Raw genomic sequence first — 14,127 nt, forward strand, 5'->3', positions numbered from 1 at the left:
TCCCCGCATGGGGACTGGGGAACTGCTCGGCTCGGGCCGGAGCGCGGACGTGTACGCGATAGACGACGAGTGGGTGCTGCGGCGCACCAGGGACGGCCTCGACGTGACCGACGAAGCCGTCGTGATGGCGTATCTGTGGGAGCACGGGTATCCGGTGCCGCAGGTGCGGCTGCCCGCGGACACGGGTCCCGGAGCAGGCGCGCGGACCGAGCTGGTGATGCGGCGGCTGTCCGGGCCGACGATGGTCCAGTCGCTGCTGCAGGGCACCACGACGCCGCAGGAAGGCGGGCTGATGCTCGCCCGGCTGCTGCACCGGCTGCACGCGGTGCCGCCGATGACCGGGGACGATCCGGCCGACCGGATCCTGCATCTCGATCTGCATCCGGAGAATGTGATCCTCACGCCGAGCGGCCCCATGGTGATCGACTGGACCAACACCGAGGAAGGGCCGCCGGGGCTCGACTGGGCGATGTCGGCGCTGATCCTCGCGCAGGTGATGGTGGCCGGCGAGCTGCCGCCCGAGCCGATCCGGGTGGGTCTCGCCGAGCTGCTGGCGCACGGCGACGTGGACCCCGGGCACCTCGACGCCGTACGGGCCCGCCGGCTGGCGAACCCGACGATGAGCGAGCGGGAGCTGGGCCTGGTGGACGAGGCGGTGGCGCAGGTGCTCGCGATCCGGAGCGAGCAGGGCCGCTGAGCGCGTCGGCCGGGCGGATCCGGCTGCACGTGCTCCGCTGCACGCGTCCGTGACGGCGTACGCCCCACCCGAACGCGTGCACCTACGCCCTGTCGGTCATCGGCTCGTACGGCGGGGGTACCCGTCCTTCATGAAATACCTCGTACGCGACAAAATCTTCGCGATCGGCGACGACTACTGGATCGAGGACGAGCACGGCCGCAAGGCCTTCCTCGTCGACGGCAAGGCGCTGCGGCTGCGTGACACCCTGGAACTCAAGGACCCCTCGGGGGCCGTCCTGATCACGCTGCGCGAGAAGATGCTCAGCCTGCGGGACACGATGACCATCGAGCGCGACGAGCAGCCGCTGGCGACCGTCCGCAAGAAGCGGCTCTCGCTGCTGCGCAACCACTACCGGGTCACCCTGGTCGAGGGCACCGAACTCGACGTGAGCGGCAAGATCCTGGACCGCGAGTTCGCCATCGAGTACGAGGGCGAACTGCTGGCCGACATCTCCCGCCGCTGGCTGCGGGTGCGCGAGACCTACGGCGTCGATGTCGTACGGGAGGACACCGACCACTCACTGCTGCTCGCGGTCGCGGTGTGCGTGATCCGGATGGCGGAGAAGGAACGCGAGGGCGACGACCACTGAGGGACGGTGACCGCCGCCGCGCACATGGATTTTGACGCCCTGTCGCGATGCCCTACTCGGAAGGCTCGGGCTGCGCGGACGGCTTCTGCAGGCCCAGCCGCCGGTCCTTGAGCGCCGGGAACTGTAGGCGGGTCTTCGCCACCTTCGCCGGGTCGAGGTCGACCGTCAGGACTTCCTCGCCGGTGCCCGCCTCGGCGAGCACCTCGCCCCAGGGGTCCACGACGATGCTGTGGCCCGACTGCTCGACCCCGGCGTGGGTGCCCGCGGTGGCACAGGCCAGGACGTACGCCTGGTTCTCCACGGCGCGGGCCTGGGCGAGCAGCGTCCAGTGCGCGCGGCGGCGGGCAGGCCAGCCTGCGGGGACGACGAACGCCTCGGCGCCCGCGTCGACAAGGCCCCGGAACAGCTCGGGGAAGCGCAGGTCGTAGCAGGTGGCGAGGCCCAGCGTCAGGCCGGACAGCTCGAAGGTGACGAGTTCGTCCCCCGCGCCCATCAGCGTCGCCTCGCCCTTGTCGAAGCCGAAGCGGTGGATCTTCCGGTACGTACGGGCGAGTTCGCCCGAGGGGGAGATGAGCAGCGAGGTGTTGTAGAGGACGCCGTCGGCGGCGCCCTCGACCACCGACCCGGCGTGCAGCCAGACCCCGGCGTCGGCCGCCGCCTTCGACATCGCCTCGAACGTCGGTCCTTCGACCGGTTCGGCCTCTTCGGCGAAGGATTCGTACGCGAACGCGCCCACCGGCCACAGCTCGGGAAGGACCACCAGGTCAGCGCCGCGCTGCTCGCGTACCAGCGATGCCGCGCGCCGCCTGCGCGCATTGACCGTTTCGTCCGGGTCTACTGCGATCTGGATGAGCGAGGCGCGCACACTACCACCGTCCTGGCATTCGAGCCGTCAACACGGGCCTACGATCGTCACACGAAAGCACTGCCGGGGTGCCACCGGGCAGCGTAACTTAGGCTGCCGAACCTCCCACGCAGCCCGCAGCCAGCCAGCCACCCAGCAAGCCAGCCCGCGTACCGCAGAACCGCCGAGGGGTCCCGTGACCGTCCATCCCAGCCTTCAAACCTACGTCGATGCCTGGACCCACTCAGTGGAAGCGATAGCCGAGTTGGTACAGCCACTCGGCGAGGGCGAGTGGAACCGGCGCACGCCGTGTCCCGGCTGGTCGGTCCGCGACATCATCTCCCATGTCATCGGCATGGAGTGCGAGATGCTCGGGGACCCGCGACCGATCCACACCCTGCCGCGTGATCTCTACCACGTGAAGAGCGAGATCTCCCGCTACATGGAGATGCAGGTCGACGTGCGCCGGCACCACACGGCTCCGGAGATGACCTCCGAGCTGGAGTACACGGTCATCCGGCGCAACCGTCAGCTGCGTAACGAGACGCGCCAGCCCGACGCGATGGTCCGCGCACCGCTCGGCACGGAACAGACCCTCGAAACCGCCATGCGCGACCGGGCGTTCGACATCTGGGTGCACGAACAGGATCTGCGGACCGCGCTGAACAAGCCGGGGAACCTCGACTCGCCCGGTGCGCTGGTGGCGCGCGACGCGCTGCTGGCCGCGCTGCCGAAGGTGGTCGCCAAGGACGCGGGCGCCCCGCCGAGTTCGGCTGTCGTCCTCGACGTGCACGGACCGGTGGAGTTCCTCCGTACGATCCGGGTCGACGCGGAAGGGCGCGGGACGATCGACGGCGCGCCCTCGCTCGGTCCCGCCGTGACGCTGGCGATGGACTGGGAGACGTACTTCCGACTGGCCTGCGGCCGGGTCCGGCTCGCCTCGGTGGTGGACCGGGTCAAGATCGACGGCGACTACGACCTGGCAGAGGCGATCCTGCGGGAGTTCGCGGTCACGCGCTGATCTCCGCCGGCCGGGCCCCGGGCTGATCCCCGCCGGCCTGCGCGCGCCGCACGCTCCGTCTCACGCTCCGTCTCACGCGGGCACGTGCACGGCCTCCACCCGGCTGGCCACGAGCCGTTCCCGCTCCCTGCGTACCGCACGCGCCCGCAGCCGCAGGATCTGGGTGATCCCGACCGCTTCGAGCACGAAGATGGACGAGAAGGCGATCCGGTAGTTGTCGCCGGTCGCGTCCAGCAGGACGCCGACCGCGAGCAGCGTCGTCATCGAGGCCACGAAACCGCCCATGTTGACGATTCCCGAGGCCGTGCCCTGACGCTCGGGCGGGTTGGCCGGCCGCGCGAAGTCGAAGCCGATCATGGAGGCGGGTCCGCAGGCGCCGAGCGTGGCGCACAGGACGATCAGCAGCCACATCGGCGCATGCCCGGCCCGGTCGCCGGGATACGCGAGGGTGACGGCCCAGAGCAGTGTCGTCGTCCCGACCGTACCGAGCACCAGCGGCAGCCGCGCCGCGTGGTGCCGGCCGATGATCTGTCCGTAGACGAGCCCGATCACCATGTTGGACAGCACGATCAGCGTGAGCAGTTCGCCCGCAGTCGACCGGGACAGGCCCTGCGCCTCGACCAGGAACGGCAGCCCCCACAGCAGCAGGAAGAACATCGCGGGGAAGCCGGTGGTGAAGTGCACCCACAGACCGAGCCGGGTGCCGGGCTCCCGCCAGGCGGCGGCGATCTGCTTGCGTACGTAACTGACGCCGGCGTGTTCGACGGGCGGCGGCTCGTACCCCTCGGGGTGGTCCTTCAGGAACAGCAGCATCAGGACCAGGACGACGACGCCGGCCATGGCGCTGCCCGCGAACGTCGCCGTCCAGCCGAGGCTGTGCAGGGTGCGCGCGATGACCAGCGTGGAGACGAGGTTGCCCGCCATCCCGAACAGCGCGGCGACCTGCGTGATGAGCGGCCCGCGCCGGGCGGGGAACCAGCGGGCGCCCAGCCGCAGGACGCTGATGAACGTCATCGCGTCGCCGCAGCCGAGCAGGGCGCGTGACGCCAGCGCGGCGCCGTACGAGGGGGAGAGGGCGAAGCCGAGCTGTCCGACGGTGAACAGGACGACGCCGAGCGTCAGCACCTTCTTCGTACCGAGCCGGTCGACCAGCAGCCCCACGGGTATCTGCATGCCCGCGTAGACGAGCAGTTGCAGGATGGAGAAGGTGGAGAGCGCGGACGCGTCGATGTGGAAGCGGTCGGCCGCGTCCAGTCCCGCGACGCCCAGGCTGGTACGGAAGATGACGGCGACGAAGTAGACGGCGATGCCGATGCCCCACACCCAGGCGGCGCGCCGGCCGCCGGGCGGATCGCCGGGCAGCGTCGAAGAACCGGCACTGCTCCCGTTCCCCGCGCCGCTCGCACTGGCCGCGCTCACGGCACGTCACCCCTGACCAGCACCTTGACCCGGCCGACGTGGCGGCGCACGCACTGCGCCGCGCCCTCGACGTCACCCGCCTTGATCGCCTCGAACAGCTCGGTGTGCTCGGTGAGGTTCTTGGCGACACGGTCGGGGTGCGCCTCGATGATGGCGCGGCCCATCCGCAACTGCCGGTCCCTGAGCTGGTCGTAGAGCTTCGACAGGATCTGGTTGCCGGCGTGCCGCACGATCTCGGCGTGGAAACACCGGTCGCTGACGGACACGGCGGTCAGATCGCCCGCGGCGGCGTGCAGCCGCTGCTCGTCGAGCAGTTCCGCCAGCCGCTCGATCAGCCGCGCCGAAGCGGGCACGGCCTTGCGTACGGCGAACTCCTCGACCAGCAGGCGTGTCTCGACGACGTCGGCGATCTCCTGCGCCGACACGGCGAGGACCAGCGCGCCCTTCTTCGGGTAGAGCTTGATCAGCCCCTCGACCTCCAGCTTGAGCAGCGCCTCGCGTACGGGGGTGCGGGACACCCCGACGGCCTCGGCCAGCTCCCCCTCGGTGAGGAGGGTGCCGCCTTCGTAGCTGCGGTCGAGTACGGCCTCTTTGACATGGCTGTAGACGCGCTCTGCGGCGGGGGGTTGCTTGACGGGCTGCTTCAGCATGCGCACAGCTTAGATACAACAGAGGTGCATCAGCATCGCCGTCCGGGATATGGACCGGCGGCGGGCGGCCGGAATGCGGGAGCGCGACGGGGATGTTCCCACCCACGACCGACGGCCCTGAACCGGGGCCGGGGACGAACGACCGTGGAGGCAGCGATGTCGGGGGCAGTGATTGTCGGAGCCGGCCCGGGGATCGGCGCGTCGGTGGCGCGCCGCTTCGGACAGGAGGGGCTGCCGGTCACGCTGGTGGCCCGTACGGAGAAGTCGCTGCGCGCGGCGGCCGACGCCGTGGCTCCCACGGGCGCCGAGGTGCTGGCGCTGTCGGCCGACGTCACCGACGAGGACGCGCTGGGGGCGGCCCTGGACGCCGCGTCGGAAGCGTTCGGCGTACCGGACGCCGTGGTCTACAACGCGGCGGTCATCAGGCCGGACGCACCCGGCGACCTGTCGGCGCGCGGCCAGTTGGACGCCTGGGCGGTCAACGTGGGCGGCGCGCTGACCACGGCGGCGCGGGTGGCGCCCGCGATGGCGCGGCGCGGCAGCGGCTCGTTCATCGTGACGGGCGGCATGCCCGAGCCGAAGGCGGAGTACGTGAGCCTCTCGCTCGGCAAGGCGGGCGTGCGGACCCTGGTGGAGCTGCTCGACCTCCGGTACGGCCCGTCGGGCGTGCACGCCGCTTCGGTGACGGTGGCCGGAGCCGTCGCCCCCGGCACGGACTTCGATCCGGACGACATCGCCGAGCACTACTGGCGGCTGCACACCCAGCCGCGTACCGCTTGGCAGCGGGAGCTCGTCCACACGGGCCGCTGAGGCACCGGCCGCTGACGACGCAGACCGCTGACCTCACCGGGCTCTGACCACAACGGGCGGGGCGCCGAACGGCGGGGCGTTTCTCGCTGGACAAGCACGGGCCGCGTCTCACACAGTGGCGCGCATGTCCTCTCTGGTACACCACATCGTGATCGACTGCTCCGACCCCTACACCCTGGCCGGCTTCTGGGCCGAAGCCCTCGAAGGCTCCCTGGCGGACGACGACTTCGCCGGGGATCCGGAGGCGCAGGTCACCTCGGCGGGCGCGAGCCTGCTGTTCGTCTCGGTGCCGGACGCCAAGGAGACCAAGAACAGGATCCACCTCGACATCCAGCCCCAGGACCGCACCCGCGACGAGGAGGCCGACCGCCTCTACACCCTCGGCGCCAGCCTCGCCGCCGACCACCGCCGCCCTGACGGCTCGGGCTGGCTGACCCTGACGGACCCGGAGGGCAACGAGTTCTGCGTGGTGCGCAGCGCGAAGGAACGTGCCTCCTGAGGCCGTTCACCCGTTGACCCACCCGTTGACCCGCCGCCCCGTCACTCGCGCTGCGCGCCGACCAGGGCCTCGCCCGCGTCCGTCCGGTAGTACAGCACCGAACGGCCCGCGCGGCGGCGGTGGATCAGGCGGGCGTCGAGGAGGATCTTCAGGTGGCGGCCGACCGAGCCGAGGGCCTGGCCGGTCAGGGCCACGAGCTGTGTCGTGCTCTTCGGGGTGTCGAGCAGGACGAGGACGGTGGCCCGTACGGGTCCCAGCAGGGCGCCCAGCGCCTCGGGGACCTGCGCCGCCGCCGGTTCGGCCAGCGCGCCCGCGCAGGGGTACACGGCGGCGTAGCGGTGCGGTTCGTCCCAGGAGACCCAGCCGGTGCGCGGCGTGACCGGTACGAACAGCAGCCGGGCGCCGGAGATCTCGCGCGGCGGGTGGTCGTGCGCGTTGATCTGTAGCCGGCCCTCGCCCAGCCAGCGCATCTCCGGCCTCAGCGTGTCCAGGGCCGCCGCCCAGCCGCCCCTGCCGAGCTGTTCGGTCCGCGCGACGATGTCGGCCTCGATGACGCGCCGGCGGCGCGGCCACTCGGGCAGCACCGTCTCGGTCCACACCCACTCCAGCAACTCGGCGGCGAGGCGCGGCAGATCGTCCCTTTCGAGTTCGGCGGGGAGCGGGCCGCCGCCCAGCGAGAAGGCCAGATCCGCGCGGGCCGCCGCCGGGGGCGTCCGGCGGATCCACGCCAGCTCCTCCTCGAAGGACTGTCCGCCGTCACCGGCGGGGGTGGGCGTGAGGAAGTCTGCGTTCCAGGAGCGGCAGAGACCGATCCGTACGAGCAGCGGCGCTGCCGGGTCGGCGGCCAGCCGCGCGCGGTAGGCGGGGCGGTACGTGTCGAGCCACGCGCGCTCGCCGGGGTGCGCGGCCGATCCGCGCTCCAGGGTCTTCAGGCTCGCCGTGACCTCCGCCAGCGGGGACACCACGAACCTGCCGCCCGCGAGCGTGTCCGCGTTGACCAGCCACCAGCCCATTGTTTCGCCTCCACGCGAAACTCTAACGGTCCGCCGTCCGGGCGGCCGAGACTCCGGTCCATGCGCACCTACCGAGAGGTCTTCCGGACACCGGAGTTCACCCCCTTCTTCCTGACCTCCTCCGTCCAGGTCGCCGCCCAGACCGTGAGCGGCCTGGCCCTCGGCACGCTGATCTACGGGGCGACCGGGTCACCGCTGCTGTCCGCGCTTGCCATGTTCGGCCCGTCGCTCGCCCAACTGCTCGGCGCGACCACGCTCCTGTCCGCGGCCGACCGGCTGCCGCCGCGCGCCGCGACCGCCGGCCTCGCCCTGCTCTTCGGCCTCGGCACGGCGGCGCAGGCCGTCCCAGGACTGCCCGTGTGGGCGGCGTTCACCATCCTGCTGGCGCAGGGGCTGCTCGCGTCGGTCGGCGGCGGGGTGCGGTACGGGCTGCTCAACGAGATCCTCAGCAAGGAGGGCTATCTGCTGGGCCGTTCGGTGCTCAACATGTCGTCCGGCACGATGCAGATCTGCGGGTACGCCACCGGCGCCCTGCTCGTCACCGCCCTGTCGCCGCGCGGCACGCTGCTCACCGGCGCCGGCCTGTACCTCGCCGCCGCGCTGGTCGCCCGGCTCGGCCTCGCCGCCCGGCCGGCCCGTGCGGCGGGGCGGCCGTCCGTCGCCGAGACCTGGCGGACGAACGCGCTGCTGTGGTCGGCCCGGTCGCGCCGGTACGTGTATCTCGCGCTCTGGGTGCCCAACGGGCTGATCGTCGGCTGTGAATCCCTGTACGTCCCCTACGCGCCCCACCACGCGGGACTCCTCTTCGCCTGCGCGGCGCTCGGCATGCTCGCGGGGGACACGCTGACCGGCCGGTTCGTCACCCCGCTGTGGCGCACCCGGCTCGGCCCGCCGCTGCGGCTGCTGCTCGCCGCCCCCTACCTGGTCTTCGCACTGCACCCTGCGCTGCCGGTCGCGGTCGCCGCCGTCGTCCTCGCGTCGGTCGGCTACTCGGCGAGCCTGCTGCTCCAGGAGCGCCTGATGGCCCTGACCCCGCACGAGTTGAGCGGCCACGCCCTGGGGCTCAGCTCTTCCGGGATGCTCGCCATGCAGGGCGTGGGCGCGGCGCTCGCCGGCGGCGTCGCCCAACTCACCTCGCCCGCGGCGGCGATGACGGCCATGGCCGCCGTCTCCGTGGCCGTCACCTTGGTGTTGGCGCCGGGACTGCGGCCGGGGAAGGCCGCCGCGTATGCCTAGGATTACGGACACACCTCACACGACGGATCGCACGGCATCGGAGGACGGGTGGCCGTTCAGCGGATCACGACCCGCAATGCCCGTTTCCAGCAATGGCACGCGCTGCTCGGCAACCGCAACAAGCGCAAGCGCCAGAACGAGTTCCTGGTCCAGGGCGTACGGCCGATCACGATGGCCGTCGAGCACGGCTGGACCGTACGGGCCCTGCTGTACGACGCGAGCCGCCCGCTGTCGCGCTGGGCGGAGGAGCTGCTGCGCGGCATCAGCACCGAACGCGTCGCGATGGCGCCCGAGTTGCTGGCCGAGCTGAGCGAGCGTACGGAAGGGGCGCCGGAGGTGCTGGCCGTCGTCGAGATGCGCCCGGACGACCTGACGCGCATCCCCGTGCACGACGCCTTCCTCGGCGTCCTCTTCGACCGCCCGACCCAGCCGGGCAACATCGGCAGCATCGTCCGCTCGGCGGACGCCTTCGGCGCCGACGGCCTGATCGTCACGGGCCACGCCGCTGACGTGTACGACCCCAAGTCCGTCCGGGCCACGACGGGTTCACTCTTCGCGCTGCCCGTGGTCCGCACGCCCTCGCACCACGAGGTGACGGAGTGGCTGACCAAGGAGCGGGCCCGCGGCCACGCGGTGACGGTGGTCGGCACGGACGAGAACGGCGAGGCGGAGGCCTCGGACTTCGACCTCACCCAGCCGGTGCTGCTGCTGATCGGCAACGAGACGGCCGGCCTGAGCACGGCCTGGCGGGAGTTGTGCGACCACGTGGTCCACATCCCGATGACCGGCTCGGCCAGCTCCCTCAACGCGTCGAACGCGGCGACGGTCCTGCTGTACGAAGCGTCCCGCCAACGCCGTCGCTGAACGGGACGCTCACGCCGACCGCCGTCGCGGATCAGCTCGCCTTGCGCGGCTCTTCCTCTTCCTCGTCCTCCTCCCACTCGGTGTCGTCGTCCGCGTCTTCGGCCTCGGGGTCCTCTTCTTCGTCTTCTTCGTCTTCTTCGTCTTCGTCCTCGTACTCGCCGTCGTCGTCCTGGTCCTCGTCGGCCTCGTCCTCGGCTTCGAGCGCTTCCTCGTGGGTGACGACGACCTCGCCGTCGCGGATCTCGCCGCGCCAGCCCTCCGGCTCCTCGTCCGTGAGCGTGACGTAGCGCTGGAAGTTCTTGAAGTCCAGCCGCAGCCGCCTGCCTTGGGCGCGCCACAGGTTGCCGGTCTTCTCGAAGAAGCCGGCCGGGTAGTACTCGACCACGAGCACGATGCGGGTCAGGGACGGGGCCAGTTCGTGGAAGGTGACGGCGCCCTTGGTCGTGCCCTTGGCGCCCTCCGACTTCCAGATGATGCGCTCGTCCGGCACCTGCTCCTCGACCGTGGCGGTGAAACTGCGGCTCGACGGGCCGACCTTCGCCTTCCATTCGGACGTCACGTCGTCGTTCTTCGAGACCGTCTGGACACCCTTGGTGAAGCTGCCGAACTGCTCGTACTCGGTCCAGCTGTCATAGGCGATGCGCAGCGGGACGCCGACGTCCAAGGTCTCGATCATGCTCGTCACCTTGACGTCGCCGGCCTTCCGGTCGCTGTCGCCCCTGCCCACGGCGCTCTTGGCCTTGTCCACGACGTTGTCCTTCACGCCTTTCGCCTTGTCGGCCGCGAACGCCTTCACCGGGCCGCCGATCGCGGGGAGTTTCCCGCCGTTCTCGGCGACATCGGTTAGCTGCGTGGTGACACCCGTCAGCTTGTCGCCGGCCTTCTCGGCCAGCTTCCCCACCTGGGAGCCGACGTACTTCGTGAGTTCCTCGCGCAGCAGGACGAGAGTTGAGCTTGCCATGGCGAGCTACCTCCGTCGGTTGGAGCGCGGCTGAGCAGGAGCCTTCTTGGCCGCCTTCTTCGGCGCCGCCGCGGACTTCTTCGCAGGAGCGGCCTTCTTGGCCGGTGCCTTCTTCGCCGGTGCCTTCTTCGCGGGCGCGGACTTCCTGGCGGGGGCCGGCTTCGCGGGCTGGCGCCTGCGACGCCTCGGCGGCTCGGGCTCCTCCTCGGGTTCCTCTTCCGGCTCCTCGTCGGCTTCGTCCTCGGGTTCGCCCTCTTCCTCTTCCTCGTCCTCTTCCTCTTCTTCGTCCTCTTCTTCGTCTTCGTTCTCGTACTCGCCGTCGTCCTCGGAGCCCTCGGTGTCTTCCGTGTCCTCGGAATCCTCCGCCTCGGCCGGCTCGTCCTCGTCCTCGTCCTCGTTCTTGTCTTCTCCGCCGCCAACTCCCGGCACCCGGCTGCTGATCGCGTCGGAGATGGAGCCCACCCCACGGCCCGCGACGGCCGAAACGGCCTGCCGCGCCGCGTCGAGCCCCTCGGTCTTTATCTGCTCCTGCAACTCGGCCACCTGCGGTACCTCACCGAGCCGCCGGACGCCCTCCGTGACCAGCTGCCGTGGGTCGAGACCGAGGCGCCTGCCGAGCAGGAGCGTCATCGTGGTGAGGGCGAGCCGACCCTTCTTCGTCCGGCCCAGTACGTAGCCTCCGGCCACCGCCGCGGCGAGCGAGACTTTCGTTTCCTGATCCATAAGTGCGGCACCTGCCCTGCTGATAGCTGTGCTTCGGCTCGCGGTCTCACGTCCCACTGTGCGCGGCATGGCGCGATGTCGCCATTCGGGTGAACAACCTCAAAACGTGACAGTATTAACAAACCGCACTTAAAGCGTACTGCTGAGGAGGCACTCGTATGCGCGAGGACGCAGAGAACGCCGAAGAGCCCTACGAGGAGGAGGAGTTCGACGCCGAGATCGCCGACGAAGCCGACGACGAGGCCGAGGACTCCGAGGCCCCCGAGGATCCCGACGAGGCCGAGGACGCTTACGAGGGCGAGGACACGTTCGAGGGCGAAGGCGAGCTTGTCGACGACGACATGGCCGAGAACTCCGCCACCCAGGGCGCTCCCGATGTGTTCCTCGACGTCCCCACGCTCCATGTCGACGAGATCAACCTTGAAGTCGAGGACCTACGGGCCCGTGTCACCCTCCAGGCCGAAGTGCTCGATCTGCTCAAGCTGAACGTCGGCGCCGACGTGGACCTCGGACGGGTGCAGCTCACAGTGAAGGGCGTCGACGCTCAGGCGCAGCTCAAGGTGCGGCTGCACCATGTCGCGGTGATCGTCAACCGGGTGCTGACCACGATCGACCGCAATCCCCAGATCCTGGAACAGCTCACCCGCGGGGTGGGTTCGGCGGTCGAGGAGATCGGCAGCGGTACGCGGCAGGCCGTCGGCGAACTGGGCCATGGCGCGGGCGCCGCCGTCGAGGACGTCGGGCAGGGCGCGGGGGGCGCGGTCCAGGATGTCGGCCGCGGCGCAGGCGAGGCCGTACAGGACGTCGGCAAGGGCGCGGGGGGCGCGGTCGAAGGTGTCGGCAAGGGGGCAGGCGAAGCGGTGGAGGGCGTCGGCAAGGGCGCGGGCAAAACGGTGGAAGGCGTCGGCGAGAAGGCCGGCGACGCTGTCGGCAAGGCGGGCGACGTCGCCGGGGACGCGGTCGGGGACGCCGCCGAAACCGTCGAGGACACCGCCGGGCAGGCCACGGAACAGGCCACCGACACCGCTGAGCAGGCCACCGAGTCCGCGGGGGCGGCCACCGACGGCGTACGCGGGACGGCCGAGCGGACCGGCGAGAGGACGGCCGAGCGGTCCGGCGAGATCGCCGGTACGGCAAAGGCGAGGCGGCGCAAGCCGGCGGCCGGGACCCCGACGAAGCGCACCCACCGCAGGGACGAGGACGAAGCCGCGGCCCCGCGCCGCCGTCCCGTGCGGCGCGAGCGCCACTGACACCCGCCGCCCAGCAGCGCGGAAGCCCCCGCCCCGACCGGTACGTACGGTCGGGGCGGGGGCTCCGTCGCGCTCCGGGGACGTCGGCCCCTGGTGATCAGCCCCAGGTGATCAGGCGCTTCGGCTGCTCCAGGACCGCCGCGATGTCCGCGAGCACCTTCGACCCCAACTCGCCGTCGACCAGCCGGTGGTCGAAGGAGAGTGCCAGCGTGGTGACCTGACGGGGCTTCACCTTGCCCTTGTGGACCCACGGTTGGGGCTTGATCGCACCGACGGCCAGGATCGCGGACTCGCCGGGGTTGAGGATCGGCGTGCCCGTGTCGACGCCGAAGACGCCGACGTTGGTGATGGTGACCGTACCGCCCTGCATGGCGGCGGGCGTCGTACGGCCCTCCCGGGCCGTGGACACCAGTTCGCCCAGGGACTGGGCGAGTTGGGGCAGGGTCTTGTCGTGCGCGTCCTTGATGTTGGGGACGAGCAGACCGCGCGGCGTGGCCGCAGCAATGCCCAGGTTGACGTAGTGCTTGAGCACGATCTCCTGACGGGCCTCGTCCCACGACGCGTTGACGTCCGGGTGCCGCTTGACGGCCACCAGGAACGCCTTGGCCACGAGCAGCAGCGGGTTGACCCGCAGACCCGCCATGTCCTTGTCCGACTTGAGCTCTTCGACGAGCTTCATCGTGCGGGTCACGTCGACGGTGATGAACTCGGTGACATGCGGCGCGCTGAACGCGCTGCCCACCATCGCCGCCGCCGTCGCCTTGCGTACGCCCTTGACCGGGACCCGGGTCTCCCGGGCACCCGGCTGGACGGCCGGTGCCGGCTCCGCCACGGCAGCGGCAGCAGCGGGGGGCGCGACAGCGGTCACCGGTGCCGGGGCGGCGGTCGCCGCGCGGATGTCGTCGCGCGTGATGATCCCGTCCGGGCCGGTCGGGATGATCGTCGCCAGATCGACGCCGAGGTCCTTCGCCAGCTTGCGCACCGGCGGCTTCGCCAGCGGACGCCCGGCCGCGACAGGCGCGACCGGCTCGGGAGCCACCGGCTCGGCCACCGGAGCCGCGTGCCCGTTCACGGCCGGTTCCTGCCGCTCGGGGCCGCCCCTGCGCGGCCGGCGCTTCGTCGACGCCTCAGCGACGCCGTAACCGACCAGGACCGGGGTCCTGGTCGCGGCGGCCGGTGCGGCGGGCTCGGCTTCCGGTTCGGCGGCGGGCGCGGGAGCGGCGGGCGCGTCGCCCGTGCCCGGCGCCACGTCCACCGTGATGATCGACGCTCCCACGTCGACGGTCGTGCCCTCCTCGTACCGCAGCTCGTGCACCACCCCGTCGTAGGGGATGGGCAGTTCGACGGCCGCCTTCGCCGTCTCGACCTCGCACACCACCTGGCCGTCGGTCACGGTGTCGCCCGGCTGTACGTACCACTTCAGGATCTCCGCCTCCGTGAGCCCCTCGCCCACGTCGGGCATCTTGAACTCACGGAAGCGGGTCGAAGTGTCAGCAGTCATGGTCACGG

The 14,127-nt window shown here is 71.2% G+C and carries 15 protein-coding genes; 8 read left to right on the forward strand and 7 right to left on the reverse strand.

The features are described from left to right. Nucleotides 1-7 precede the first annotated feature (7 nt). Nucleotides 8-697 (forward strand): phosphotransferase family protein, encoded by a 690-nt coding sequence (locus OHS57_RS18795; protein ID WP_328582744.1) that lies wholly within the window; start codon nt 8-10, stop codon nt 695-697. Between the two features lie 130 nt (nt 698-827). Beyond that, nucleotides 828-1,328 carry an LURP-one-related/scramblase family protein gene (locus OHS57_RS18800; RefSeq protein WP_041987567.1) on the forward strand — a complete coding sequence of 167 codons (501 nt, stop codon included), beginning with the start codon at nt 828-830 and terminating at the stop codon, nt 1,326-1,328. 52 nt (nt 1,329-1,380) lie between these two features. Here the strand turns inward: OHS57_RS18800 and OHS57_RS18805 are convergent, their stop codons facing one another. Continuing rightward, the gene (locus OHS57_RS18805) at nt 1,381-2,193 is read right to left on the reverse strand and encodes a carbon-nitrogen family hydrolase (RefSeq protein WP_328582745.1); all 813 of its coding nucleotides are present in this window, start codon (nt 2,191-2,193) and stop codon (nt 1,381-1,383) included. A 175-nt stretch (nt 2,194-2,368) separates the two neighbouring features. Here OHS57_RS18805 and OHS57_RS18810 point away from each other — a divergent pair, with 175 nt between their 5' ends. Next, nucleotides 2,369-3,193 (forward strand): maleylpyruvate isomerase family mycothiol-dependent enzyme, encoded by an 825-nt coding sequence (locus OHS57_RS18810; RefSeq protein ID WP_328582746.1) that lies wholly within the window; start codon nt 2,369-2,371, stop codon nt 3,191-3,193. A gap of 72 nt (nt 3,194-3,265) precedes the next feature. Here the strand turns inward: OHS57_RS18810 and OHS57_RS18815 are convergent, their stop codons facing one another. Further along, nucleotides 3,266-4,612: an MFS transporter gene (locus tag OHS57_RS18815; protein WP_328582747.1), complete on the reverse strand. Its 1,347-nt coding sequence runs from the start codon at nt 4,610-4,612 to the stop codon at nt 3,266-3,268. Continuing rightward, nucleotides 4,609-5,262: a GntR family transcriptional regulator gene (locus tag OHS57_RS18820; RefSeq protein ID WP_198533253.1), complete on the reverse strand. Its 654-nt coding sequence runs from the start codon at nt 5,260-5,262 to the stop codon at nt 4,609-4,611. Before OHS57_RS18820 ends, OHS57_RS18815 begins: the two co-directional genes overlap by 4 nt. A 156-nt stretch (nt 5,263-5,418) precedes the next feature. Between OHS57_RS18820 and OHS57_RS18825 the strand changes: the two genes are divergently transcribed. Together OHS57_RS18825 and OHS57_RS18830 are read left to right on the forward strand one after the other, a co-directional pair. Next, on the forward strand, nt 5,419-6,072 hold the full coding sequence (locus tag OHS57_RS18825; protein WP_328582748.1) for an SDR family NAD(P)-dependent oxidoreductase: 654 nt from the start codon (nt 5,419-5,421) through the stop codon (nt 6,070-6,072). A gap of 124 nt (nt 6,073-6,196) precedes the next feature. Continuing rightward, complete coding sequence (locus OHS57_RS18830; protein ID WP_041987553.1) at nt 6,197-6,571, forward strand: VOC family protein; 375 nt, start codon at nt 6,197-6,199, stop codon at nt 6,569-6,571. A 41-nt stretch (nt 6,572-6,612) separates the two neighbouring features. Here OHS57_RS18830 and OHS57_RS18835 read toward each other — a convergent pair whose 3' ends face one another. Then, nucleotides 6,613-7,584 carry an ArsR/SmtB family transcription factor gene (locus OHS57_RS18835; RefSeq protein ID WP_328582749.1) on the reverse strand — a complete coding sequence of 324 codons (972 nt, stop codon included), beginning with the start codon at nt 7,582-7,584 and terminating at the stop codon, nt 6,613-6,615. A gap of 60 nt (nt 7,585-7,644) precedes the next feature. On the opposite strand from OHS57_RS18835, the gene OHS57_RS18840 reads away from it, so the two are divergent. Together OHS57_RS18840 and OHS57_RS18845 are read left to right on the forward strand one after the other, a co-directional pair. Then, complete coding sequence (locus OHS57_RS18840) at nt 7,645-8,820, forward strand: MFS transporter (RefSeq protein ID WP_328582750.1); 1,176 nt, start codon at nt 7,645-7,647, stop codon at nt 8,818-8,820. 48 nt (nt 8,821-8,868) lie between these two features. Beyond that, on the forward strand, nt 8,869-9,684 hold the full coding sequence (locus tag OHS57_RS18845) for an RNA methyltransferase (protein ID WP_328582751.1): 816 nt from the start codon (nt 8,869-8,871) through the stop codon (nt 9,682-9,684). Nucleotides 9,685-9,715: 31 nt separating this feature from the next. On the opposite strand, the gene OHS57_RS18850 is transcribed toward OHS57_RS18845, so the two are convergent. Continuing rightward, entirely contained in the window at nt 9,716-10,645 is a 930-nt protein-coding gene (locus OHS57_RS18850; RefSeq protein ID WP_328582752.1) for an SRPBCC family protein, read from the reverse strand. Nucleotides 10,646-10,651: 6 nt separating this feature from the next. After that, nucleotides 10,652-11,368, reverse strand: a complete 717-nt coding sequence (locus OHS57_RS18855; protein ID WP_328582753.1) for a histone protein — start codon at nt 11,366-11,368, stop codon at nt 10,652-10,654. Nucleotides 11,369-11,526: 158 nt separating this feature from the next. Between OHS57_RS18855 and OHS57_RS18860 the strand changes: the two genes are divergently transcribed. After that, nucleotides 11,527-12,618, forward strand: a complete 1,092-nt coding sequence (locus OHS57_RS18860; RefSeq protein ID WP_443042917.1) for a hypothetical protein — start codon at nt 11,527-11,529, stop codon at nt 12,616-12,618. Between the two features lie 97 nt (nt 12,619-12,715). Here OHS57_RS18860 and OHS57_RS18865 read toward each other — a convergent pair whose 3' ends face one another. Then, on the reverse strand, nt 12,716-14,119 hold the full coding sequence (locus tag OHS57_RS18865; protein WP_328582754.1) for a dihydrolipoamide acetyltransferase family protein: 1,404 nt from the start codon (nt 14,117-14,119) through the stop codon (nt 12,716-12,718). Nucleotides 14,120-14,127 lie beyond the last annotated feature (8 nt).

This window comes from Streptomyces sp. NBC_00370 (genome assembly GCF_036084755.1).
In the GTDB taxonomy this organism is placed as follows: Bacteria; Actinomycetota; Actinomycetes; order Streptomycetales; family Streptomycetaceae; genus Streptomyces.

Bases quoted from the DNA above. Each gene is read 5' to 3' on its own strand.
- OHS57_RS18855 (WP_328582753.1), bottom strand. From the start codon at position 11,368: ATGGATCAGGAAACGAAAGTCTCGCTCGCCGCGGCGGTGGCCGGAGGC.
- OHS57_RS18825 (WP_328582748.1), top strand. From the start codon at position 5,419: ATGTCGGGGGCAGTGATTGTCGGAGCCGGCCCGGGGATCGGCGCGTCG.
- OHS57_RS18840 (WP_328582750.1), top strand. From the start codon at position 7,645: ATGCGCACCTACCGAGAGGTCTTCCGGACACCGGAGTTCACCCCCTTC.
- OHS57_RS18860 (WP_443042917.1), top strand. From the start codon at position 11,527: ATGCGCGAGGACGCAGAGAACGCCGAAGAGCCCTACGAGGAGGAGGAG.
- OHS57_RS18865 (WP_328582754.1), bottom strand. From the start codon at position 14,119: ATGACTGCTGACACTTCGACCCGCTTCCGTGAGTTCAAGATGCCCGAC.
- OHS57_RS18850 (WP_328582752.1), bottom strand. From the start codon at position 10,645: ATGGCAAGCTCAACTCTCGTCCTGCTGCGCGAGGAACTCACGAAGTAC.
- OHS57_RS18830 (WP_041987553.1), top strand. From the start codon at position 6,197: ATGTCCTCTCTGGTACACCACATCGTGATCGACTGCTCCGACCCCTAC.
- OHS57_RS18795 (WP_328582744.1), top strand. From the start codon at position 8: ATGGGGACTGGGGAACTGCTCGGCTCGGGCCGGAGCGCGGACGTGTAC.
- OHS57_RS18800 (WP_041987567.1), top strand. From the start codon at position 828: ATGAAATACCTCGTACGCGACAAAATCTTCGCGATCGGCGACGACTAC.
- OHS57_RS18820 (WP_198533253.1), bottom strand. From the start codon at position 5,262: ATGCTGAAGCAGCCCGTCAAGCAACCCCCCGCCGCAGAGCGCGTCTAC.
- OHS57_RS18835 (WP_328582749.1), bottom strand. From the start codon at position 7,584: ATGGGCTGGTGGCTGGTCAACGCGGACACGCTCGCGGGCGGCAGGTTC.